The sequence below is a fragment of the Devosia sp. Leaf420 genome, from assembly GCF_001425445.1.
In the GTDB taxonomy this organism is placed as follows: Bacteria; Pseudomonadota; Alphaproteobacteria; order Rhizobiales; family Devosiaceae; genus Devosia.
In genome coordinates, this window is sequence record NZ_LMQU01000009.1 from 167,412 (window position 1) to 189,640 (window position 22,229).

At 62.1% G+C, this 22,229-nt stretch carries 23 protein-coding genes; 8 read left to right on the plus strand and 15 right to left on the minus strand.

Annotation, left to right across the window (positions count from 1 at the left end):
- Positions 1-21: 21 nt before the first annotated feature.
- From ASG47_RS05355 to ASG47_RS05365, 3 genes are all read right to left on the minus strand, one after another.
- Entirely contained in the window at positions 22-1,455 is a 1,434-nt protein-coding gene (locus ASG47_RS05355; RefSeq protein ID WP_061907703.1) for a sensor histidine kinase, read from the minus strand.
- Between the two features lie 4 nt (positions 1,456-1,459).
- On the minus strand, positions 1,460-2,131 hold the full coding sequence (locus ASG47_RS05360) for a response regulator transcription factor (RefSeq protein WP_061907704.1): 672 nt from the start codon (positions 2,129-2,131) through the stop codon (positions 1,460-1,462).
- 169 nt (positions 2,132-2,300) lie between these two features.
- Positions 2,301-3,848 carry a Do family serine endopeptidase gene (locus ASG47_RS05365; RefSeq protein ID WP_061907705.1) on the minus strand — a complete coding sequence of 516 codons (1,548 nt, stop codon included), beginning with the start codon at positions 3,846-3,848 and terminating at the stop codon, positions 2,301-2,303.
- Positions 3,849-4,058: 210 nt separating this feature from the next.
- On the opposite strand from ASG47_RS05365, the gene ASG47_RS05370 reads away from it, so the two are divergent.
- Entirely contained in the window at positions 4,059-4,271 is a 213-nt protein-coding gene (locus ASG47_RS05370; protein WP_410494052.1) for a DUF2945 domain-containing protein, read from the plus strand.
- A 150-nt stretch (positions 4,272-4,421) separates the two neighbouring features.
- Here ASG47_RS05370 and rmuC read toward each other — a convergent pair whose 3' ends face one another.
- Positions 4,422-5,846 (minus strand): DNA recombination protein RmuC, encoded by a 1,425-nt coding sequence (gene rmuC, locus ASG47_RS05375; protein WP_061907707.1) that lies wholly within the window; start codon positions 5,844-5,846, stop codon positions 4,422-4,424.
- A gap of 133 nt (positions 5,847-5,979) precedes the next feature.
- Here rmuC and def point away from each other — a divergent pair, with 133 nt between their 5' ends.
- From def to truA, 3 genes are all read left to right on the plus strand, one after another.
- Positions 5,980-6,495, plus strand: coding sequence for a peptide deformylase (gene def, locus ASG47_RS05380; RefSeq protein WP_061907708.1), 516 nt, complete (start codon positions 5,980-5,982; stop codon positions 6,493-6,495).
- A 47-nt stretch (positions 6,496-6,542) separates the two neighbouring features.
- Positions 6,543-7,466, plus strand: coding sequence for a methionyl-tRNA formyltransferase (fmt, locus tag ASG47_RS05385; protein WP_061907709.1), 924 nt, complete (start codon positions 6,543-6,545; stop codon positions 7,464-7,466).
- A 237-nt stretch (positions 7,467-7,703) separates the two neighbouring features.
- A complete protein-coding gene (truA, locus tag ASG47_RS05395) occupies positions 7,704-8,450 on the plus strand; it encodes a tRNA pseudouridine(38-40) synthase TruA (protein WP_061907711.1) in 747 nt (248 codons plus the stop codon).
- Positions 8,451-8,512: 62 nt separating this feature from the next.
- On the opposite strand, the gene ASG47_RS05400 is transcribed toward truA, so the two are convergent.
- From ASG47_RS05400 to ASG47_RS20585, 7 genes are all read right to left on the minus strand, one after another.
- Entirely contained in the window at positions 8,513-9,076 is a 564-nt protein-coding gene (locus ASG47_RS05400; protein WP_061907712.1) for a hypothetical protein, read from the minus strand.
- A gap of 16 nt (positions 9,077-9,092) precedes the next feature.
- Positions 9,093-9,638 carry a hypothetical protein gene (locus tag ASG47_RS05405; protein ID WP_061907713.1) on the minus strand — a complete coding sequence of 182 codons (546 nt, stop codon included), beginning with the start codon at positions 9,636-9,638 and terminating at the stop codon, positions 9,093-9,095.
- A complete protein-coding gene (gene dapE / locus ASG47_RS05410; protein WP_061907714.1) occupies positions 9,635-10,789 on the minus strand; it encodes a succinyl-diaminopimelate desuccinylase in 1,155 nt (384 codons plus the stop codon). The genes ASG47_RS05405 and dapE overlap by 4 nt, the downstream gene beginning before the upstream one ends.
- A gap of 2 nt (positions 10,790-10,791) precedes the next feature.
- Entirely contained in the window at positions 10,792-11,634 is an 843-nt protein-coding gene (gene dapD / locus ASG47_RS05415; RefSeq protein WP_061907715.1) for a 2,3,4,5-tetrahydropyridine-2,6-dicarboxylate N-succinyltransferase, read from the minus strand.
- 62 nt (positions 11,635-11,696) lie between these two features.
- Positions 11,697-14,147, minus strand: coding sequence for an extracellular solute-binding protein (locus ASG47_RS05420; protein WP_061907716.1), 2,451 nt, complete (start codon positions 14,145-14,147; stop codon positions 11,697-11,699).
- Between the two features lie 145 nt (positions 14,148-14,292).
- Positions 14,293-14,964, minus strand: coding sequence for a response regulator transcription factor (locus ASG47_RS05425; RefSeq protein WP_061907717.1), 672 nt, complete (start codon positions 14,962-14,964; stop codon positions 14,293-14,295).
- Between the two features lie 63 nt (positions 14,965-15,027).
- On the minus strand, positions 15,028-15,189 hold the full coding sequence (locus tag ASG47_RS20585; protein WP_156351851.1) for a hypothetical protein: 162 nt from the start codon (positions 15,187-15,189) through the stop codon (positions 15,028-15,030).
- Positions 15,190-15,408: 219 nt separating this feature from the next.
- Here ASG47_RS20585 and uxaC point away from each other — a divergent pair, with 219 nt between their 5' ends.
- From uxaC to ASG47_RS05440, 3 genes are all read left to right on the plus strand, one after another.
- Positions 15,409-16,827: a glucuronate isomerase gene (gene uxaC, locus ASG47_RS05430; protein ID WP_061908073.1), complete on the plus strand. Its 1,419-nt coding sequence runs from the start codon at positions 15,409-15,411 to the stop codon at positions 16,825-16,827.
- Positions 16,828-17,063: 236 nt separating this feature from the next.
- Complete coding sequence (locus tag ASG47_RS05435; protein ID WP_061907718.1) at positions 17,064-17,915, plus strand: aminoglycoside phosphotransferase family protein; 852 nt, start codon at positions 17,064-17,066, stop codon at positions 17,913-17,915.
- Positions 17,916-17,933: 18 nt separating this feature from the next.
- Complete coding sequence (locus ASG47_RS05440) at positions 17,934-18,437, plus strand: CAP domain-containing protein (protein ID WP_061907719.1); 504 nt, start codon at positions 17,934-17,936, stop codon at positions 18,435-18,437.
- Here the strand turns inward: ASG47_RS05440 and ASG47_RS05445 are convergent.
- The 4 genes from ASG47_RS05445 to ASG47_RS05460 all read right to left on the minus strand — a co-directional run bounded on the left by ASG47_RS05445 (position 18,434) and on the right by ASG47_RS05460 (position 21,122).
- Positions 18,434-19,174: a TlyA family RNA methyltransferase gene (locus ASG47_RS05445; protein ID WP_061907720.1), complete on the minus strand. Its 741-nt coding sequence runs from the start codon at positions 19,172-19,174 to the stop codon at positions 18,434-18,436. The two genes, ASG47_RS05440 and ASG47_RS05445, sit on opposite strands and share 4 nt — an antisense overlap.
- A complete protein-coding gene (locus ASG47_RS05450; RefSeq protein ID WP_061907721.1) occupies positions 19,171-19,770 on the minus strand; it encodes an SCO family protein in 600 nt (199 codons plus the stop codon). The genes ASG47_RS05445 and ASG47_RS05450 overlap by 4 nt, the downstream gene beginning before the upstream one ends.
- 144 nt (positions 19,771-19,914) lie before the next feature.
- Positions 19,915-20,166 carry an exodeoxyribonuclease VII small subunit gene (locus ASG47_RS05455; RefSeq protein ID WP_061907722.1) on the minus strand — a complete coding sequence of 84 codons (252 nt, stop codon included), beginning with the start codon at positions 20,164-20,166 and terminating at the stop codon, positions 19,915-19,917.
- 8 nt (positions 20,167-20,174) lie between these two features.
- Positions 20,175-21,122 (minus strand): histone deacetylase family protein, encoded by a 948-nt coding sequence (locus tag ASG47_RS05460; RefSeq protein ID WP_061907723.1) that lies wholly within the window; start codon positions 21,120-21,122, stop codon positions 20,175-20,177.
- Positions 21,123-21,219: 97 nt separating this feature from the next.
- Here ASG47_RS05460 and ASG47_RS05465 point away from each other — a divergent pair, with 97 nt between their 5' ends.
- A complete protein-coding gene (locus tag ASG47_RS05465) occupies positions 21,220-22,161 on the plus strand; it encodes an L-threonylcarbamoyladenylate synthase (protein ID WP_061907724.1) in 942 nt (313 codons plus the stop codon).
- The last annotated feature ends 68 nt before the right edge of the window (positions 22,162-22,229 follow it).

Genomic DNA, 22,229 nt, shown 5'->3' on the forward strand with positions numbered 1-22,229 from the left:
GCGAGAAAGGGCTCGTCGCCGTCATGCTTCAGGCAGGTCCAACACCGCCCGCACTCCAGGCCCATTATCGTCGATCCTGAACGTCCCGCCGTGCAATCTTGCCACGGCATTGACCAGCGCCAAGCCCAGCCCCGACCCCGGCTCCGACCGGCTCTTTTCCAGCCGCACGAACCGCTCCAGCACCCGCAGCCGATCCGCCTCGGGAATCCCCGGCCCATTATCCGCCACTGCGAGCACCACCTGCGTCCCCTCGCGCCGGAGATCCACCGTGATCTTGCCATCGCGTCCGTCTTCGGGCTTGGCATATTTCATGGCGTTTTCGAGGAGATTCACCATGGCTTGGCCGATCAGTTCGCGATTGGCGCGCAGCGTCACGCCCTCGGCAATAGTGGCCTCGATGGTAATGCCTTCGTCCTCTGCCACCGGAGTATAAAGCTCGGTCACGTCGGCGACGATCGTGCTGACATCGATCTCCGACAAAGCGCCCGAGGGCGCGCCGGCTTCGACACGCGCGATCATCAGCAGCGCATTGAAGGTCTGGATCAGCTTGTCGCTTTCGGCAATAACCGTTTCGAGCGCTTTTTCTTTGGTTTCGGGGCTTGCCGTATCGCGCAGCGCGCCCTCGGCCTGGTTGCGAAGGCGGGTCAGCGGCGTCTTGAGGTCATGCGCGACATTGTCGGTGACTTCCTTGAGCCCCTGCAAAAGCTGTTCGATGCGATCAAGCATGGCATTGAGATTGCGCGCCAGCCCATCGAATTCGTCATTGCGCTTGGTGATCGGCACGCGTTCGGACAGATTGCCCGACATGATCTTGGTCGAGGTATCGCGAATGGTGTCGATGCGTTTGAGGACGCGCCGCGCTGTCAGCCCGCCGGCAAAGATCGAAAAGACGATGATGCCGACAACGCCGACCAGGAAACTCTGGAGAATGATGGCCGAATAGCCGCGCCGTTCGACGACATCGCGCCCGACGACGAGCCGCATGCCGTTGTTGAGTTCCACCGAACGCACCAGCGCCACGCCCGCCCGCTTCGGCGGATCAGGCGGCCCACCGGCAGGGCCGCCGGGTGGGCCCGCTTCGGGGCCAAGCGGATCAGGCCGGTCATAATCGAAGCTATAGACGCCGGGATCGATCAGCACATCGGGCGGTACTTCGGTCATATTGCCGAGGAGATATTGGCCCGATGCATCGCCGAGATAGTAAACGCCCGGCCCCGGCTGGCTCGACAGGCGATTGAGCGCAAAGGCGAGCGCGCGAATGCCCTGCGTTGCCTCGATGCGCTGGAAAAGCCGAACTTCGCGGTCGATATCGTCGGCCTGCTGGCGCTGGATCGTTACGCTAGATTGCCAGCCGATGAAGCCCATCAGCAAAATGGCAAAGAGCACGAAAATAGCGATGAAGGTCGCGGTGAGGCGGACCGTCGAGGTGCGCCAGACCTGCGCGAAACGGCTCACAGGTCTACTCGCGGATCATGTAGCCCGCGCCGCGCACGGTGTGGAGGAGGGGGCTGTCGTGACCTTTGTCGATCTTTGAGCGCAGACGCGACATATGGACGTCGATGACATTGGTCTGGGGATCGAAGTGATAATCCCAGACATTTTCAAGAAGCATGGTGCGGGTCACGACCTTGCCGGCATTCTTCATCAAATATTCGAGCAGCCGGAATTCGCGCGGCTGCAGGAGAATGGATTCTCCGTCGCGCTCGACCTTGCGGCTCAGCCGATCGAGCGAGAGGCCCGCAACGCTATAGCTCGTCGCCGCTTCTGCCGGGCTCGATCGCCGCGCCAGGACTTCGATACGCGCCAACAGTTCGGTAAAGGCATAGGGTTTGGTGAGGTAATCGTCGCCGCCGGCGCGAAGGCCCGTCACGCGGTCATCGACTTCGCCGAGGGCGGACAGGATCAGGACGGGGGTCTGGTCGGCCTCGGCGCGGAGGCTTTCGACGATGGAGAGGCCATCGCGCCGCGGCAGCATGCGATCGACGATCAGCACGTCATAATCCATGCCCGACGCCATGGCATAGCCGGTTTCGCCATCGGCGGCGTGGTGGGTGACATGGCCCGCTTCGTCCAGAGCCTGGATCAGATAGCTGGCCGCTTCGCGATCGTCTTCAATCAACAAAATCTTCACGCCGACGCTCCGCGCTCAACTCAACAAGCAGTAATGGGCAAATGCAAAATCGCAAAGATCGCATCGCGACCCAGTTTAAAAAACGGCCCCGGGAATGACCCCGGAGCCGGCAGAAGCGCGCTGGATGCAGGAGGGAACCGCCTCCAGGCGCGGTGGGAAGAAGAGAGCCTTAGCCCTCTTCGTTGATCGGCAGGCCGATGAAGCGGGCTTCACCGTCGCGCGAAACCTTGACGAGAGCCGTTGCGAGCCCCTTGCCCTGAACAGCAGAGACTGCGCCTTCAAAATCGGCAACCGAATTGATCGGCTTATTGTCGATTTCGAGCACGACATCGCCAACGGCAAGGCCACGCTGGGCAGCGGAGCTATCGGGCTGCACGTCCTGGATCAGCAGACCGCCCGAGCCGTCGCCATTAGGCACGAGGGTCATGCCGAGCATCGAGGTGCTTTCCGGCACGTCAGCCGGAGGCGTCGGTGTGCTCGGGGCAGTCTGGCCAGCATCTTCCTTAAGCTGGGTCAGCTTGACGCTCACCTTCTGCTCGGCGCCATCGCGCCAGATGGTCAGCTCGACGGTCGAATCCGGGGCCTTGCCGGCAATGGTGCGGCTGAGGTCAAGCGCGTCATCGATGCTGTCGCCATCGACGGCGGTGATGATGTCGCCGGACTTGACGCCCGCAGCGCCTGCAGGGCCATCGGCAGCCGGTTCACGCACGATCGCGCCCTTGGCCGTGGTCAGGCCAACGCTATCGGCAATGTCCTTGCTGACGTCCTGGATGGAGACGCCGAGATAGCCTCGGGTCACCGTACCGGTGTCGATCAACTGGTTGACGATCTGCTTGACCGTGTGTGCAGGGATGGCGAAGGCGATACCGACATTGCCGCCATTGGGCGAATAGATGGCGGTATTGACGCCGACCACTTCACCCTTGGTGTTGAAGGCCGGGCCGCCCGAATTGCCGGTATTGACGGCAGCGTCGATCTGCAGGAAGTCGCCATAGTTCGAGCCGCCGATATTGCGGCCAGCACCCGAGATGACGCCCACGGTCACGGTACCACCGAGGCCGAACGGGTTACCCACGGCAACCACCCAATCGCCAACACGGCTTGGTTGGTCCTCGAAGGTCACGAAGGGCAGGTCCTTGCCTTCGATCTTGAGAACGGCAAGGTCGGTCCGCTCGTCGGTGCCGACAACGGTCGCCACCTGTTCGGTGCCATCTTCGAAGATCACGGTGACCTTGGTTGCGTCGGCAACGACGTGATTGTTGGTTACGACATAGCCATCAGCCGAAACGATGAAGCCCGAGCCGGCTGCCATGAACTGACGTGGCTTGGCTTCGCCGCCACCAGGGGCGCCGGGAGCACCACCGAACTGGTCGAAGAAGTCACGGAAAGGATGGCCTTCCGGAAGATCGGGGAAATTGAACTGGAAATCACGGCCGCGCGGGCCGCCGGGACCAGCAGGGCCGCCGCTTGGGCCGGACGCCGGTTCCTGAGCTTCAACGAGAATGGAGACCACAGCCGGCTTGACCGCATCGACGAGGTCGGCAAAGCCCTGCTGGTTCACTTCGGGAACCGCGATCTGGGCGACATTGCGCACCTGAGCATTGGCAGCCTGACCCGTCAGCACGAAGGCTGTGGATACGCCGCCGACACCGACCAGAAGCGCCAGGGCCGATGCTCCAAGCCAACGGCGCGTACGCGAAAGAAGAGTGGGACGCATAAGGAATAGTCTCCTTCGAAAAAGCTCTCAACAGCTTGTGGGATTACATATGGAACGTCGCGCCTTTCTGTGAAGTTGCGCCGACATTAAGCTTTCGCAATGTTGCAGGCAGCATTGCGGCAGGGACGGCGACGAGACGTGATCAGCCCCATTTGGGCCACAAGGAACATTTGCGCACCATTTTCCATTGCTCCGAAAACGGAGATGAAAATGGCATTTCGCAAGGGTTCGAAAGTCAGCTGGAAGTGGGGCGCGAATACGGCCGAAGGCAAGATCGTCGAGCGGTTCACCGAGGATGTCACCAAGACCATCAAGGGCACCAAGGTGACACGCGAAGCGAGCAAGGCCGAGCCGGCTTACCTCATCGAGCAAGACGACGGCGATAAGGTGCTCAAGAGCAAGAGTGAATTGAGCGCGGTTTGAAGGTAGTGTCGCGGGGCCCCCTCCCAGCCTCCCCCATCAAGGGGGAGGTGTTTGGCTAGTGGCCTTGAATAGATCGTGCCTCATACTCGGTGCGCCACCTCCCCCTTGATGGGGGAGGCTGGGAGGGGGTGAAGCCCCAATCACCAGCCTCTAATTCCGATCCCCCGGCTCATCCACCACCAGCCGCAAGGTCGGTTGTTCCTCGCTCCCGCCGTCCCAACCCGCCGGCAAGCTCTTGCCCGATTTCGCGCCCAGCTCGCGCAGCATCTCCACCTGCCGCACAACGTTGCCGCGGCCGGTTGAGAGTTGATCCTTTGCCTTGGCGAAATCCTGGCTGGCGCGCTCGATGCTCGCGCCGACCTTGTCCATGGTCGATAAGAACCCGGCCACTTTCTCGTAAAGCGCCCCGGCGCGTTCCGCGATTTCCTCGGCGTTCTGGTGGCGCTTTTCGATGTCCCACACATTGCGGACCGTGCGCAGCACCGTCATTAGCGTCGTCGGGGTCGTCAGCATGACACCCTTCCCCATGCCAAATTCGACGAGCTTGGCATCGTGCTGGATGGCTGTTGCGAGCGCGGATTCGATCGGCACGAACATCATCACGTAATCAAGGCTCGACTTTGCGGCGCGATGATAGCTCTTGTCCCCCAGCGTCGTGATATGCCCACGCACCGAGGTGATGTGCGCCCGCAAATGCTGGTCCCGATCCAGTTCGGCGCTGTTTACGAAGGCTTCGAACGCTGTCAGCGACACTTTCGAGTCGATCACCAGTCGATCGCCATTCGGCATCAGGATTTCAACGTCGGTCCTGACGCGCTGCCCATCCTCGCCGCTATGGCTCTGCTGGACGAAATACTGCTCACCTTCGCGCAGGCCCGATTGCTCGAGGATGGTGGAGAGGATCATCTCGCCCCAGGCGCCCTGGGTTTGCGAATTGCCCTTGAGCGCGCGCGTAAGATTCTGTGCCTCGGTGGTGATCTGCAGATTACTCTCGGCTAGCGCGCGAATGCGCTCGCCCATGGCGGAGCGATCTTCGACGAGGTTCTTGTGAAACTCGGTGATCTTGTCCTGCAAGGGCTTGAGAAGCGTATCCACCTGCTCGCGGTTTTGCCGCGTAAATGTCTCGCCATGCGTTTTGAGCACATCGCCGGCAATGGCCTTGAACTCGTCGGTCATCTGCTGGCGCGCATCCATGAAGCGTTTGAGGTTCGCTTCGTTCTGCCGCGCCTGCTCGTCGAGCCGGGTCCGCATGGCGGCAAGCTCGGCCGTCAACCCGCTCGATTTGTCGCGCTCGCTGTCGAGAAGATCCGCGGCCCGCTCGCGCTCGCGCGCCAGCGCCAAGTCGAGATCCCGAATGCGCATGTCGCGCTGCGCGATCTGTTCGAGAAAACTCGCCTTGAGATTGTCGCTAGCCTCCCGCGCCGCACCTTCCGCGCGCTCGGCATTGGCCCGCGCATTCCCGACCAGCAACACAAAGGCCAAGCCGACGAGCAGCAAAAAACCAATCGCCAGCGCGAGGCCCAAGGTCACCGGCACCGAGCCGGCCACAAACAAAATCGTGTCGAATTCACTCATTGCGCCAGTCTAACCGATTCTTCCGTTCTTAAAATGTTCTATTCTGCGCCGGGCGTAAACGACCTCCGCTGTTGACCGATTGGCCTCAAGACGCCATATCACTGGCAAATCCAGATATCGCCGGACCTTTGCCATGGCCATCCGCCCTATTCTTATCATTCCTGACGCGCGCCTGCGCGCCGTTGCCGATCCGATCGTCGAGGTCGACGACGAGATCAAGACGCTGGCCAAGGACATGCTCGATACCATGTATGACGCGCCGGGCATCGGCCTCGCCGCGCCCCAGATCGGTGTCTTGAAGCGCATCGTGGTCATGGATCTGGCCGGCGAAAAGGAAACGCCCGAGCCGCTCGTCATGATCAATCCCGAGATCACCAGTTTTGGCGACGAAATCCAGGTGACCGAAGAGGGGTGCCTGTCGATCCCCGAGCTCTATTACGAGGTCGAGCGCCCTTCGACCGTGACGGTGAAATATACTGATCTTGATGGCAAGGAAGTGACCAAGGACGCCGACGGCAAGCTCGCCGTCTGCATCCAGCACGAACTCGATCACCTCGATGGCGTGCTCTATATCGACTATCTCAGCCGCCTGAAGCGTGACCGCGTGATCAAGAAGTTCGACAAGCAAGCAAAGCTCGCCGCGCGCTAAGAACGCTTCCCCGCGCTAGCGCGGGGAATTGCCCAGGAGTAAAGCCAATGCGCGTCGTCTTCATGGGCACGCCCGAATTTTCCGTGCCGACGCTGACCGAGATCGTCTCTGCCGGCCACGAAGTGCTCGCCGTCTATACACGCGCGCCAAAGCCGGCCGGTCGCGGCCAGGCCGAGCGCAAGAGCCCGGTGCATGAAGCGGCCGAGAATTTCGGCATTCCGGTCTTCACGCCCAAAAGCCTTCGCAACGAAGCCGAGCAGGCCCAGTTCGCCTCGCTCGGCGCCGAAGTCGCCGTGGTGGTCGCTTATGGCCTGATCCTGCCCAAGCCCATTCTCGATGCGCCGGTTGAAGGCTGCCTCAATCTCCACGGCTCGCTGCTCCCCCGCTGGCGCGGCGCCGCGCCTATGCAGCGCGCCATCATGGCCGGCGACAAGCAGACCGGCATCGTCGTCATGAACATGGATGAGGGCCTTGATACCGGCGCCATGGGCCCCACCGAGATCATCCCCATCGGTCCCGATATGACGGCGGGCGAACTCCACGACCAGATGATGCGCCTCGGCGCCGATCTCATGGGCCGCGCCCTCGCAGCGCTGGAACGGGGCAGCCTCGATTTCACGCCCCAGCCCGAAGCGGGCGTCACCTATGCGGCAAAGATCGAAAAGGCCGAGGCCAAACTCGATTTTTCCAAATCCGCCGAAGAGGTCCACAACACCATCCGCGGCCTCTCGCCTTTTCCGGGCGCCTGGTTCGAGCTGGAACTGGCAGGCAAACCGACGCGCGTAAAAGCGCTGCGCTCGACGCTTGCCGCCGGCAGCGCCGCGCCCGGCAGCCTGATCGGCCCAGACCTCACCATTGCCTGCGGCACAGGCGCCGTCCGCCTCACTCAGGTGCAGCGCGAAGGCAAAGGCGCCATGGACGCAGCAACGTTTTTGCGCGGGGCCGGGGTATTGCCGGAGCGGGTCAGCTAAGGGCGAAAGTTTTCCTTAGAATGTGAACAAGAGCCTCTGCACCCTGGTGATCCAGTTGGATAGTCTGAGATGGTATGGTGGGCATCTGCCGATCCGGGTTGCCGAAAGTCTTGATGGTCACCAAGCGCTGACCATGCAGCGTAGAGCACTCGTAGGTTGCTTTGACTTCGTTATGTAGACTTATTCTTTCGCTGCTACCTAGCTCAAAACGTCTAATTAACGCCATAGGTCCCTCCCATCACTAAGTATAGATATAAGCTTACTTTAGAATACGACGGAACCCCCTTCTGCGGCTGGCAGCGGCAGGCGGATCGGATGAGCGTTCAACAGGCTCTCGAAGAAGCCATTTTTCGATTTTCCGGCGAAACGGTCACGACGCAAGCTTCCGGCCGCACCGACGCTGGCGTTCACGCCCTCGGCCAGGTCGTCAGCTTTGACCTCTCGACCGACCGCGAACCGTTTCGCGTGCGCGAGGCGCTCAACTATCACCTGCGCCCACATCCTGCGTCGGTCATCAGCTGCGAAACCGCCCCCGAAACCTTCGAGGCCCGCTTTTCCGCCCTCGCGCGGCATTACGAATATCGCATTCTCAACCGCCGCGCCCCCGCAGCGCTGGAGCGCCATCAGGTCTGGCATGTGCCGATGCCGCTCGATGCCGAGGCCATGCATGCCGCCGCGCAAAAAATCCTCGGCCGGCACGATTTCACGACGTTCCGCTCGTCCGAGTGCCAGGCCAATTCGCCTATCCGTACGCTCGACCATTTCGCGGTGCGCCGCGAGCTCGACCATGTGATCGTCACCGCCAGCGCGCGCAGCTTCCTCCACCATCAAGTGCGCTCGATGGTCGGTTCTCTTAAGCTCGTGGGTGAAGGCAAGTGGAGCCCCGATGATTTCCGCGCAGCGCTCGACGCTGCGGACCGCAGCCGCTGCGGCGCCATGGCGCCTTCGGCGGGGCTCTATTTCGTCAGGGTCGATTACCCTTAGCGCATGTCCCCTGAAAGTGGTCGCCGGTTTCAGGAAAAGGACATGCGCAACGTCAAGACCCGTCAGGGCATCGGCGGGGCCGGCAGGATCAGCGTCACAAGACCCAGGGCCAAAAATACACCTACCGCCTGCGACAGGAACAAGAGCCCGATCTGCAGCGGCGCCAATGTCACGATGAACCGGCCGATATTGACGAAGGTCAGGATCGCGACGACAGCCGTGCCGAGCAGCACGATGACGCCGAGCGGCCCGAAAATCGTCGCGACCAAGAGCAGGATTGCCGACAGCAGCGTCACCCAATTGCTGGCAACGAGATAGGGAATGAACCCATCCTGCCGGCCCATCTGGCGCAAAGCGAGATAAGCGGTAAACGCTTGGGCGACGAACAGCACGGCATTGATCACGATCGACTGTGTCGCTGCGCCCGACGGCATTGGCGCGCCGAGGAGCAGCGGCCCGAAACCAGCAAGGATCATGGCCGCGAGAACCGCGATCAGGCTGCCGACGAGGCCGCGCTGGGAGAAATCGAAATAGCTCGATGAGTCACGCTTGCCCATGACGAGGGCGATGCAGCCTCGGATGGCATTGGCGGCTTCGTCGAAAAAAGCGGAATTGGGCTGGGCCAAAAGCGTGGGTCTCGTCTCAAGGGGTGGGCGCGGCCACGGGGCCAAGAGCCATGTAGAGTGTCACGGGCATGCCGACAAGCAGGACCATGGTCAAAACTGCAAAGGCGGCCGCAACGCCGATGGTCCAGCCCCCCGCCTGCCGCCCCAGGCAAAAGAGCAGGAAGGCGAGCCCAATCCAGAGCAAAATCAACACCGGCCCGGCGATCAGCGACAGAATGGTCCCGGCGATCAGATAGGCAATGAGCGCGTAAATCCCTGGGACCATCAGCCGCAGCAGGCTGATCTCGCCCGGCATGATTTTGCGCGTAATCAGAATACCGCCGAGGAGCGCAAGGATCGAGAGGCCCTGGACCACGAGCGCGATGATCAGCCCGAAAAAGCTCGGAATGCCGACATCGGCCGTCGCCAGGGCAACCGAGAGCAGCGCGAAGAAAAAGAACAGGACCAGCGCGGTCGCGAGGCCTGCTGCCGAAATGGCAAAATACCGCGCCCAATCGGCATCGCCACGGACGATGGCGATCCAGCCTTTCAAGGCCTCGCTCATGGCCCCCCAGATCTTCATGGCGTCTCCGCCGCAAAGAACCGGCCCATAAAGGTCTCGTAGATCGCCGTCAGTCCGACAAGATCGGTGATGGAAATATGCTCGTCGGCCTTGTGCATGGAGGGGCCGACCAGCCCGCACTCCACCACCGGCCCATACTGCGCGATAAAGCGCGCATCCGATGTGCCGCCGCCGGTCGAATATTCCGGCCGCCGCCCGGTGACATCCTCGATGGCGTCGGACAGCGTATCGATATCCTCGCTCAGCGGCGAGAGGAAGGAGCGTGATGGCACGCCGGCAATAGCGAAATCGACGCTCGTACCCCTAGCATCGACCGCAGCGATCCGCGCCTTCACCCAGTCGGCCAGCGTGTCCGGCGTCCAGGTGTCATTATAGCGGATATTGAATTTGAGCGTCCCTGCCCCTGGAATGACATTGCCCGTCGGATTGCCGACATCGACCGTCGTCACTTCGAGATTGCTGGCCGGAAAATGCTCGGTGCCGTCATCGAGCTTGGTCGTGCTCAGCGCCGTCACGATCGCCGCGAGCACGGGCAGGGGATTATTGGCCTTGTGCGGATAGGCGACATGGCCCTGCACACCCTTCACCATCACGGTGCCCGAAAACGAGCCGCGGCGGCCGATCTTGATGCTATCGCCGAGAAATTCTGCCGCACTCGGCTCGCCCACCAACGCAAAATCGAAGTGATGGCCATTATCCGCCATCCAGCGCACCAGCTTTTCGGTGCCGTTGATGGCGTCGGCCTCTTCGTCATTGGTGATGGCAAGCTGGATCGTGCCGGCATCGGCCGGGATAGCCGAACAGGCCGCGACAAAAGCCGCGACGCCCGATTTCATATCCGCCGCGCCGCGCCCAAAGAGTTTTCCATCCGCCACGCGCGGCACGAATGGATCGCTTGTCCATTGCTGGAGATCGCCGGGCGGCACCACATCGGTATGACCGGCAAACAGCAGTTTCCGCCCACCGCTCCCGCGCGTCGCAAAGAGATTATCGACGGGATAAGACCCATCGCCCTCAAAGCGCAAATGCGTCACCGCAAACCCGATTGCCTCAAGCTCGTGGGTCAACAACTCCAGCGCCCCCGCTGCCTCCGGCGTCATCGAAGGGCAGGCAATCAGGCGCTCGAGCAGGTTTTGCGGGTCGATGGTCATGATCAGTCGCGCAAGAGTTCGTTGATCCCCGTCTTGGAGCGCGTCTGCGCGTCGACGGTCTTGACGATGACGGCGCAATAAAGGCTCGGGCCCGGCGTGCCATCGGGCAAGGGCTTGCCGGGCAGCGAGCCGGAGACGACGACGGAATAGGGCGGCACTTTGCCCATATGCACTTCGCCGGTCGCGCGGTTGATGATCTTCGTCGAGGCACCGATGAAGACGCCCATGGAGATCACAGAGCCTTCGCCAACGATGACGCCTTCGACGACTTCGGAGCGCGCGCCGACAAAGCAATTGTCTTCGATGATGGTCGGATTGGCCTGCAGCGGCTCAAGCACGCCGCCGATGCCGACGCCACCCGAGAGGTGTACATTCTTGCCGATCTGCGCGCAGGAGCCGACCGTGGCCCAAGTGTCGACCATGGTACCTTCATCGACATAAGCGCCAAGATTGACAAAGCTCGGCATCAGGATCACGCCCTTACCGATAAAGGCCGACTGACGCACGACGGCGCCCGGCACGGTGCGGAAACCGGCAGCGCGATACTGGTTGTCGCCCCAGCCGACGAATTTCGATGGCACCTTGTCGAACCAATTGGCTCCGCCCGGCGCGCCTTCGATAAGCACATTGTCATTGAGGCGGAAGGACAGCAGCACGGCCTTTTTCAGCCACTGATTGACCTGCCAGTCGCCGCCGACCTTTTCGGCCACACGCGCTTCGCCGCTATCGAGCAGTTTGAGCGCCGTTTCCACTGCATCGCGCACCTCGCCCTTGGTCGAGAAATTGATCTCGGCCCGGTTCTCGAAGGCGGTCTCGATGATGCTGGAAAGCTGGGCGTGCGACATTGGCAATTCCTCGGATAGACTGGCGCGGACCATAGCGGGGCCGGGTTCTGTGTCAACGGCACTCAAAGCTTTGGCGACACGATCTCTTTCCACGTATCCAAAAAGCGCTGCCGCCTGAGCGTATCGAGCGCCACCATGAGGCTTGGCCCCAAGGAAATCGCTTGGATGACCCCGCGCCCACGCGCCGCGATCGCTTCGCTGGTCCATGTCCCTGCCGATCCCGGCACCACCGACCCAAGCGCCGTCCCGCCTGCCGCAATGGCCTGGCCTTCGGGCGAAAGCGCAAAGTCGATGAAATCTTCGGCGAGTCCAACCGCCTTGGCCTCGCGCGGAATGAGCATCGAGCGCGTCAGCACCAGCACATAATCGTCGGGCACGACGATCTCGATATCGGCGCCCTCCGCCTGCCGCGCAAAGGCATAAGACCCGAGCACATTATAGCCGAGTGCCAGACTGCCATCGGCAACGCCATTGAGAATGGCCGGGCTCGACCCCGAAAATTGCGCATTGACCCGCCCAAACGCTGCCGCGAGGCGCCAGAAGGTCGAGGAAATCGTCTGGTCCTGCGAGGCGAGCAAAAAGCCGACGCCCGAGACGCCGATGTCATAGGTCGCGATCTGCCCGCGAAAGCGCTCGGTCTGCGTCTCAAGAAGCTCCGCCAGCGTCAGATGCGTCCGCGGCACTTCGTCAGGCGCGATGCGGTCCGGATTATAGATAACCACAGCCGGCTCGAACGTGAAGCCGAAAACCTCATTGCGCCAATGTGCCCAATCCGGCAGGTCGCCGAGATAGGGGCTGTCATAGGCCTGGGCATGTCCATCATTGGCGAGTTTGAGCTGCAGGTCCGAGGCCGATGAAATCAGGAGATCGGGCGCGACGGGCAGTGTTCCGGCAAGAAACTGATCATAGAGCGGCAGCGAATCCATCTCTTCATAGACGACGCTGACCGCAGGATGCTGGGACTGGAACCCCGTGATAAAGGCAGCAAAGAGCGGCGTGTCCGTCACCCCGACAATGGTCAGCACCTGATCTTCCACCCCGCTCGGCGCCGGATAAGTCGTGCTCCGCGCCTCGGCTTGTCCGGGCATGATCAGCATGGCCGCAACAACCAGTCCCGCCAGAACAGCCACACCTTGCCGCCATGATCCGCGTGGCAAAGGCAAGGCCACTTCGACCGTCAACCCGCCCCCTTCGCGATCGATAAACCGCAGCGTGCCGCCGTGCCCCGTCGCCACGCGCGACACGATCGCCAGGCCCAGACCCGACCCCACCGTGCCCCCGCTCGCCTTGCCCCGCTTGAACCGTTCGAGCACCGTCTCCTTATCCTCCGCATCCATGCCCGGACCCCGATCCATCACGGACACGAGGAGGCTTTCCCCCGAGACGCGCATGTCGATCTCCACAGCCCCGGCCGAATAGACCAGCGCATTGTCGATGAGATTGCGCAGCATTTCGCGCAAGGCCACCCGATCGCCGCGGATCTGCGCCATTTGCGCGGCCTCGTCGGCCTCGAGCGAGAGCCGGCCCAATTGCTCCATATCGAGCCGCTGGCAGATTTCCTCGACGAGGCTCCAGGGCATCACCATCTCGCTTTCCTGCGCTTCGAGACGGTGGGAAATGGTCGCGTCCATGAGAAGTTGGCTGACCAATTGGCTCGCCTGCACCGCGCCACTATGGATGCGCTCGATGCGACGCCGCAGGGCCGCCGGCTCCTGCTCGTCCATCGCCACCTCCGCCTGCGCGCGGAGCGAGGCGAGCGGCGTCCGCACCTCATGCGCTGCCTCCGCAACCAGCCCGCTGACCCGCTCCATGGTCTTTTGCAATCGCCCCATGAAGCCGTTGAGCGCAGCAACGAGGTGATCGACCTCGGCCGGCACCGGCACTGTTAGGGGAGACAGATCGTCAGGCGGCCGCGCCAGGAGATCATGCTCCAGCTCGGTTAGCGGCGCGAACATGCGCGAAATCCCGAACCAGACCAGCCCCACGGCGAGCAGCGTCAGCGCGATCACCGGCACGATGGCATTGGAAAGGATTTCATTGGCCAGCGCCTGTCGCTGGTTCTGCGTCTCGGCCACATGGATCGTCACCCAGCCGGTATCGCTCGCCGTCGAAATCAACCGCCCGATACTCGCCACGCGAACGAGCTCGCCGCGATAGTCGAGATCGCGAAACCGGGGCTCGGCCGATGTGGTCTCGTCCATGGCAAGAGCCAGGTCCTCATAGCCGGTCACCGTCACCGCATCAGGCCCCTCGACGGCATAAAACACCCGGTCAGCCCCGGAAAACATGGCAAAGGCAGCCAAGGGCAATTCCACGAACACCGTCTCGTTCTCGACCTGCACCGCCCCAGCAATGGTGAAGGCTGATGCGGCAAGCAGCCGGTCATAGGCGCTATCGGCGGCGCGCTCGGCATAATCGCGGATGAAGACGATGAGGACCACGGCCGCGGCCAGCAAGAGCGCCACGGCAAGCGCCAGGATGCGGCGGCGGATGGAGAAGGGTTTAGCGGACATGGGCGGTCACCCCCTCCCAGCCTCCCCCATCAAGGGGGAGGTGCCGCATCGCGTTTGGGGCAGTGTAAGTGCCAAACCCACCGGCCCAGCACCTCCCCCTAGATGGGGGAGGCCGGGAGGGGTGACGGCAAACACGATCGTCAGGCTACCCATCCACCGCCCGCGCCACATACCCCACCCCGCGCACAGTCCCAATCTCCACCCGCGCCGGCTCGAGCTTTTTCCTCAGCCTCGAAATATGCAGCTCCAGCGCATTGATCGACACCGCCTCGTCGAAATTGAAAAGCTGGTTCATCAGCCGCTCCTTGGCGACCACTTTGCCCGCATGGGTCAGCAAAATCTCGAGCAGCCGAAATTCCCGCCGCCCCAGCTCAAGCGGCCTGCCGCCAACGCTGGCATTGAGCCCGGCCAGATCGAGCTCGAGATCGCCCAGCGCCAAGACGCTGCTTGTCTGCCCACCCGTCCGCCGGATCAGCGCACGCAATCGCGCCTCGAGCTCCCGCAGATCGAACGGTTTTACGAGATAGTCATCGGCGCCAAGATCGAGAAGGCTCACCTTGTCGTCGATTTCCGAGCGCGCCGTCATCACGAGGATCGGCGCCGAAAATTTTTCGCGCCGCAATTCTGCGATGAGGCTAATCCCGTCGCGATTGGGCAGCATCAGATCGAGCGCGACGGCATCAAAATCCTCGCCCTTGGCTGCGGGCACCACATCGGCACCATCGCGCACCCAGTCGACCGAATGTCCGGCCGTGCGCAGGCGCTTTTCGATCGCCTCGCCCAGGTCTTCATTGTCTTCGACCAGAAGAATTCGCATGCAGAAGTCTGTCTCCCCAGAGGGATACTACAGCATGTCAGGCCAAAAGTGGGCGTTCGTTTTCTACAGCACCTGGCCGAGGAAAACCCCAGCTACGGCGACGACGCAAAGCGAGGCAAGCCCCGCCGCCACCAGCATTTGCTGCGCCCTTTGCACATGCGCATCGCGCCGCGCCCGGGTCCGCACGATTTTGACAGCGCGCGTGTCGAATTCAAGATTGGCCATGTCAGTCCCCTCATCTTTTGCCGGTCGCTCTGGACCTGAACCGAAGATTGGGCAGCCGCCTTGAAAGTGCTGTTTCTTACCCGCGACAAGAGGATAAGCCCGACCGGCTTTTTCCCGAACGGGTGACTGGAGACGCGGTTAATTTGTCTTAAATTTTAACAGATCCAATCTTGTATGGAAGTTGTTGAACGCCTCGCCGGTTCATGGCACAAACCCTTCATGACCCAGTCCGCTCATCTTCATCCCGATCGTCTCTTTCCCGCCAGCGAGCCGCAAAAGTCCATCGCGCGCGAGCTTTATCCAGCGGTCAAAGACCTGCCCATCGTCAGCCCGCATGGCCATACGGATCCATCCTGGTTCGCGACCAATGGCCGTTTCGCCAGCCCCACGGCTTTGTTCCTGACGCCGGATCATTATGTGCTGCGCATGCTCAAAAGCCGCGGCATCGACTATGACGCGCTGGGCATTCCGCGGAAGGACGGCAAGCCGGTCGAGGCCGACAATCGCAAAGCCTGGCGCCTCTTTGCCGAGAACTATTACCTCTTTGCCGGCACGCCATCGAAAACCTGGATCGACCATTCGCTCGACGCCGTCTTCGGCATCACCGAAGAGCTTTCGGCAGAAACAGCCGACAGCATCTTTGACGCCATCGACGCCAAACTCGGCTCGCCCGATCTTTTGCCCCGCGCCATTCTCGATCGCTTCAACGTCGAAGTCATCGCCACCACCGAGTTCGCGCTCGATCCCCTGACGCACCACCAATCGATGGAAGAGCAGGGCCTGATCGGCCAGGTCCGCACCACCTATCGCCCCGATGATGTCACCGACCCAAGCCGCCCCGCCATCGTTGATAATCTCAAAAAGTTCGGCGAGCTGACCGGCGAAGACATTTCCAACTGGAACGGCCTCATCAACGCTCACCGCAAGCGCCGCGAATATTTCAGGCGTTTTGGCGCCGTTGCGACCGACCATGGCGTGCCGACGGCCAACACGGCCGATCTGCCTTTGGTTGAGAAGCAGGCTTTGCTCGACAAGATCCTGGCCGGCAAGCACGACGCCCATGACGCCGAGCTTTTCCGCGCCCAGATGATGACTGAAATGGCTCTGCTTTCGGTCGAAGACGGCATGGTCATGCAGATCCATGCCGGCTCGCGCCGCAATACCGATCCGCTGCTCTTCGGTGAGCGCGGCCCCGATCTCGGCGCCGATATTCCCGGCCCCACCGATTATGTCGGCGGCCTCCGCGCCCTCCTGTCGCGCTGCGGCAATGAGCCTAACCTGCGGCTGATCATGTTCGTCCTCGACGAAACCACCTATGCCCGCGAGCTCGCCCCAATGGCCGGCTATTGGCCATCGCTCATGATCGGTCCGCCCTGGTGGTTCCACGATAGCCCGCAGGGCATCCGCCGCTATCTCGACCAGGTGGTCGAAACCGCCGGTTTCTACAACCTCGCCGGCTTCAACGACGACACCCGCGCGCTTCTCTCCATCCCCGCCCGCCACGACGTCTGGCGCCGCGAAGTCTGCCACTTCCTCGGCACCTGGGTCGGCGAAAACCGCATCAGCAAGTCGAGTGCCGAAGAGATCGCGGTCCACCTGAGCTATCAGGCGGCCAAGGACGCGTATCGGATCAAGTAGGAAACTGTAGTCACCCCCTCCCAGCCTCCCCCATCAAGGGGGAGCTGCCGCATCGAGTGCGTGGCACGATCTCACCTAAAACACAGTCCCTTCACCTCCCCCTTGATGGGGGAGGCTGGGAGGGGGTGGCGCCTCACGCACCAAAAACGGCAAATCCCACCACACTTTCATCACCTTCTCGCGCCAACTGCGAATCGCCCGTCGAATCGGACGACGCCTTCTGCTCTAATGGCGCCATGATGAATCAGTCTCCCGTCGAAACCGCTCTCAGCCGCGCCATGATCCGCTGGTCCCTGACCAAGTCGACGCCGGTCAAGGAAACCCCGCGTAGTTGGATTTACCGGGTCGAGCAGAACGGCCGCAATTTTGCGGCTCTGAAGATCATCAAGCCCGAAGCCTCGCGCGAAGAGGGCAGGGGCGTGCGCCTCCTCCAATGGTACGAAGGCGATGGCGCCGCCACAGTCTTCGATAGCCATGGCGATACCATTTTCATGGAATGGCTCGATGGCGGCACGCTGGGCGATCCCGTCCGTTCCGGCAAGGACGATGAAGCCACGATTGCCATGGCGACCGTCATTGCGAGCCTCCATCGCCAGCGCCCCGACGCGCCCGATAATCTGCAACCGCTCCGCGATCGCTTTCAGACGCTTTTCGATACCGATGTGCGCGCCTGGCCCCACACGGCGCGCGATCTTTATGCCCGCTCGACCGGCATTGCCCTAAAACTTTTCGACCGCCCCAGCGCCATCGTCCCGCTTCATGGCGATCTGCATCACGACAATGTCCTCAGTTCCGATCGCGGTTGGCTTGCCATCGACCCCAAGGGCCTGCTCGGCGATCCGGCGTATGAAAGCGCCAACATCTTCATTAATCCCGAGCGCGCCGACAAGATCGCCTCCGATCCCAAGCGCATCGCCGCCCGCGCCGATATTCTTTCCCAGCGCCTCGGCTATTCGCGAAAACGCATCCTCGGCTGGGCTGCCGCTCACGCCGCGCTTTCAGCCTGCTGGGATCTCGACGAGGGCAAGCTCATTACCGGCCAACTCGCCGTGCTGCCCAATCTGCTCACTGCCTATGATCTCGCCTGATCGAACCGGATTTTTCTGATGACGCACTTTTCGCGACGCATGGTTCTCGCCCTTGGCGCTGCCGGCCTGCTCTCGGCCTGTTCGGCCACCATCCCCCCGCTACCGGCCGCCACCTCCGATCGTCCGGAAACCTTGACGCGCGACGAAATCATCGCCGCCATCAATGCCACGCGCAAAGCCAATGGCGCACCGGCCTGGGCCTATAATCCGCGCCTCGAAACGGCCGCGCTGTCCCAGGCGCGTTTGATGGCACGAAAAGACACGCTCAGCCACGATCTCGGCGTCACCCTCCGACAGCGCGTAACCGAAGCGGGCTATCTCGGCGCCGTCGGCGAAAACGTCGCCAAGGGCTATAAGACGCTCCCGACCGTCATCGAAGGCTGGCTCGCCAGCCCCGGCCACCGCAGCACTTTGCTCTCGCCAAAATTCGTGGAATTCGGCCTCGCCACCGCCCGCACCAGCTCCGGAAAACTCTATTGGGCCATGATCGCCGGCGGCAGCTTTGATGCCTGGCGGGCTTAACTCACCCGCGAAAACACCAGCACCGTTTCCCGATTGCCATCCCCGCCAGCAATCGGGGATTCGACACTCACCCGATGCACAAAGCCCTGCGCTTCGACAAAACCGATCACTTCGGCCATAGCCCGGGCTGACGCCTCCGCGTCGCTGACAATTCCGCCCTTGCCCACAAAATCGCGCCCAACCTCGAACTGCGGCTTGAAGAGAATAACCGCCCACGCCTGCGGTCCACAAAGCCCAAGCGGCGCTTCGAGCACCTTGGTTACCGACACAAAGCTCACATCGGATACGAGGAGATCGACGGGTTCGGGAATGTCTGCCCGCGAAAGCTCTCGCGCATTGAACCCCTCAAGGCTCACGACGCGCGGATCACGCCGCAAGCTCTCGTGCAACTGTTCATGCCCCACATCCACGGCAAATACCCTAGCCGCACCGCGCTCAAGCAAGACTTGCGTGAACCCACCAGTCGACGATCCGACATCGAGACACACCTTACCGCTGACATCCACACTGCCCGCATCGAGCCCGGCAATCAGCTTCAGTGCCGCCCGCGACACATATCCCGCCGCTGGATCGTCGAGCACGATGACATCGTCAGGCCCCACCATCTGGTTCGGCTTCTTCGCAGGCTCGCCGTTGATCTGCACCGTCCCGCGCAAAATAGCGTCGCGCGCCCTTGCGCGGCTCGGCAGCAGCCCGCGCTGCTCCAGCGCCAGATCGAGCCTGATGCGCTCGCTCACCCCTCGACCAGCCGCTTGACCTTGGCAAGCGCGGTATCCTGCGCCTCTTCATAGGCAATGGTGCTCTGGAAAGCGCCGTTTTTGTCGATGAGGAAGGTCAGAGCCGTGTGATTGACGAGATAGAACTCGCTCTCGACATCGCCTGCCTTTTCCGAAAAGACCCCAAACGCGGCCTTTACCTGATCGGTCGCTCCCTGATCCCCCACCAGTCCGATAATCGAAGGATCGAACCCCTCGACATAGGACTTCACCGCCTCGAGCGTATCGCGCTCGGGATCCACCGTGACGAAAACGATCCGCAATTGCTCGGGCGTCAGCCCCAATTGCGCGCGCCAGGCCGTGGTTTCCGCCAGCGTCGTCGGGCACACATCGGGACAAAACGTATAGCCGAAGAACAACAGCGTCGGCGTGCCGACAAGATCCTTTTCGGTAAACGTCCCGCCCTGCGTCGAATTGAGCGCAAAGCTCTGCCCATTGATCCCGAGCGGTCGAGCGGGCGGCCGATAAAGATAGAGCCACGTCGCCCCCAGCGCCGCCACCGCAACCAGCGCCCACAGCACGATCCGCACATTGCGCAGGGTTTTGTTCGTCGTCATGTTTTTGGGCCTTTAACCCCCACCCGACCTCCCCCTGGTAGGGGGAGGAGCAAAGCCGGTGGCTATGAAATCATCTTGCCCCACGCACCGAAACGTCCCTCCCCCTCTCAGGGGGAGGCTAGGTGGGGGTCGTCGCAGAAAAAACTAATTCGCGTCGAGCGGCTCAGTGCCCACGGCCTTACCCTCACGGCTCAGCGTAATCTTCTCAATTCTTGCTTCCGCAGTCTTGAGCAGCATTTCGCAATGCGCCTTCAGCGCTTCGCCGCGCTCATAGATGGCGATGGATTCAGCTAGCGGGGCGCGGCCGCTTTCGAGCTTTTGCACGATCTGTTCGAGCTGCTCCAAAGCCGCCTCGAAGCTCAGGGCTTTGACGTCATCCGCGTTCATTTCGGCCATGGTGCATCCTACTCGTTAAATCGTCCTGCCGTGCCGCCCATCAGCATGGCGACGTGCTGGCGCACGCCTCCGGCAAGGCCCGTGAGGTCATAGCCACCTTCGAGCAGCGACACAATCCGATTGGCGCAGCGCCTTTCGGCGACATCCATCAACTTCCCCGTGATCCAGGCATAGTCCCCGTCTTCCCATTCGAGCTGGGCCAACGGATCAAGCGCATGAGCATCGAACCCGGCTGAAATGAGGATCATATCCGGCGCGAAATTATCGAGCGCCGGCAGGATCACCTGATTATAGGCCTCGCGCATGGCGAGCCCATCGGTCTGGGGTTTGAGCGCAGTGTTGACGATATTGCCCACGCCGTGCTCGCTTGGATGCCCAGTGCCGGGAAAGAGCGGCATCTGATGGCTCGAGGCGTAGAAGACGGTTTTGTCGGTCTCGAAAATATCCTGTGTGCCATTGCCGTGATGCACGTCGAAGTCGATGATCGCGACGCGCTCCGCGCCATATTTGCGCTGCGCCTCGCGCGCCACCACGGCCACGGTATTGATCAGGCAAAAGCCCATCGGCCGATCGATCTCGGCATGGTGCCCCGGCGGGCGGATGGCGCAAAAGCCATTGTCGACCTCGCCGAGCAATACCGCATCGAGCGCCGCCAGCGCCCCGCCGAGCCCTGTCGCCGCCGCCGAAAGCGACTTGGCCGAAATGAAGGTATCGCTATCAAGCTGTCCCATGCCCTCGGCCGGGCGCGCGGCGCGCAGTTGCGCCATATAGCGCTCGTCATGCACGAGTTCAGCCAATGTTATGTCGCCATAAGGCGCATCGCGCCGCACCAGCGGCGCAAAATGCTCATGCGCTAGCGCCTCGTTGACCGCCGCAATACGCTCCGCCCGCTCGGGATGGCCCTGCGGCGTCTGGTGGTCGGCAAAATTGGGCTGGCTGACGAGAAGCGTTGTCACTTGTGGCCTTCGGGGTTTTCAGAAAAGCGGCATAGCACTTTTCCGTTGCGAATGCGCGCCGCTTGACGCGGGTCCTGCCGCTTGCCAAACACTGCCCATGAGCACCATTCCCGATGAAGAGGCTATCGCCACCGCCGCCGCGCGCCTGCGCTCGGGCGGGCTTATCGCTTTCCCCACCGAGACCGTCTATGGCCTCGGCGCCGATGCGACCAATGCCGATGCGGTGCTCTCCATCTACGAAACCAAAGGCCGCCCACGTTTCAATCCATTGATCGCCCATGTCGCCGATCTGGATATGGCCGAAAAGCTCGCCGTGTTTTCCCCGCTCGCGCGAAGATTGGCCGAAAAATTCTGGCCCGGTCCGCTCAGCATCGTCCTGCCGCTACGCCCCGGTCACGGCCTGTCCGATGTCGCCACGGCCGGCCTTGATACCGTCGCGCTGCGCATGCCCGATCATCTGATCGCCCTCGCCTTAATCCGCGCCACCGGAAGACCACTCTCGGCGCCCTCCGCCAACCCTTCCGGAAAACTCTCGCCCACAACAGCCGAACAAGTCACCCGCGGCTTTGCCGGCAAAATCAAGGTGCTGGATGGCGGCCCCTGCCAGGCCGGCGTTGAATCTACCATCGTCGCCGTCGATGGCGAAACCATCATCCAGCTTCGCGCCGGCGCGCTCGCCCGTCGCGACATCGAACAATCCTTTGGCCTGAAAGTCTCCCTAGCCGAACAAGGCGCCAAAATCTCCGCCCCCGGCATGCTCCTCAGCCACTATGCCCCCAACGCCCACATGCGGCTTAACGCAACGCCGCAGCCCGGCGAAGCCTTTCTGGCATTTGGCGATGCGCCTGATTTCCCGGGCGAAATGCGAAACCTCTCCCCCACTGCCGACCTCCACGAAGCCGCCCGCAACCTCTTCTCCATGCTGCATGACCTGGACGCCACCGGCGCAAAGATGATCGCTGTAGCGCCGATACCGGATGAGGGCTTGGGCGAGGCGATCAACGACCGCCTGCAAAGAGCCGCCGCGCCGCGGGGATAGGGACACGCGCGAGGCGCCCTCACCCGAATTGCATTGCAATTCGACCTCTCCCCCAAAGGGAGAGGTGG

Bases quoted from the DNA above. Each gene is read 5' to 3' on its own strand.
- ASG47_RS05365 (WP_061907705.1), bottom strand. From the start codon at position 3,848: ATGCGTCCCACTCTTCTTTCGCGTACGCGCCGTTGGCTTGGAGCATCG.
- ASG47_RS05370 (WP_410494052.1), top strand. From the start codon at position 4,059: ATGGCATTTCGCAAGGGTTCGAAAGTCAGCTGGAAGTGGGGCGCGAAT.
- rmuC (WP_061907707.1), bottom strand. From the start codon at position 5,846: ATGAGTGAATTCGACACGATTTTGTTTGTGGCCGGCTCGGTGCCGGTG.
- def (WP_061907708.1), top strand. From the start codon at position 5,980: ATGGCCATCCGCCCTATTCTTATCATTCCTGACGCGCGCCTGCGCGCC.
- fmt (WP_061907709.1), top strand. From the start codon at position 6,543: ATGCGCGTCGTCTTCATGGGCACGCCCGAATTTTCCGTGCCGACGCTG.
- ASG47_RS05405 (WP_061907713.1), bottom strand. From the start codon at position 9,638: ATGAAGATCTGGGGGGCCATGAGCGAGGCCTTGAAAGGCTGGATCGCC.
- dapE (WP_061907714.1), bottom strand. From the start codon at position 10,789: ATGACCATCGACCCGCAAAACCTGCTCGAGCGCCTGATTGCCTGCCCT.
- dapD (WP_061907715.1), bottom strand. From the start codon at position 11,634: ATGTCGCACGCCCAGCTTTCCAGCATCATCGAGACCGCCTTCGAGAAC.
- ASG47_RS05420 (WP_061907716.1), bottom strand. From the start codon at position 14,147: ATGTCCGCTAAACCCTTCTCCATCCGCCGCCGCATCCTGGCGCTTGCC.
- ASG47_RS05425 (WP_061907717.1), bottom strand. From the start codon at position 14,964: ATGCGAATTCTTCTGGTCGAAGACAATGAAGACCTGGGCGAGGCGATC.
- ASG47_RS20585 (WP_156351851.1), bottom strand. From the start codon at position 15,189: ATGGCCAATCTTGAATTCGACACGCGCGCTGTCAAAATCGTGCGGACC.
- uxaC (WP_061908073.1), top strand. From the start codon at position 15,409: ATGACCCAGTCCGCTCATCTTCATCCCGATCGTCTCTTTCCCGCCAGC.
- ASG47_RS05435 (WP_061907718.1), top strand. From the start codon at position 17,064: ATGATGAATCAGTCTCCCGTCGAAACCGCTCTCAGCCGCGCCATGATC.
- ASG47_RS05440 (WP_061907719.1), top strand. From the start codon at position 17,934: ATGACGCACTTTTCGCGACGCATGGTTCTCGCCCTTGGCGCTGCCGGC.
- ASG47_RS05450 (WP_061907721.1), bottom strand. From the start codon at position 19,770: ATGACGACGAACAAAACCCTGCGCAATGTGCGGATCGTGCTGTGGGCG.
- ASG47_RS05455 (WP_061907722.1), bottom strand. From the start codon at position 20,166: ATGGCCGAAATGAACGCGGATGACGTCAAAGCCCTGAGCTTCGAGGCG.
- ASG47_RS05465 (WP_061907724.1), top strand. From the start codon at position 21,220: ATGAGCACCATTCCCGATGAAGAGGCTATCGCCACCGCCGCCGCGCGC.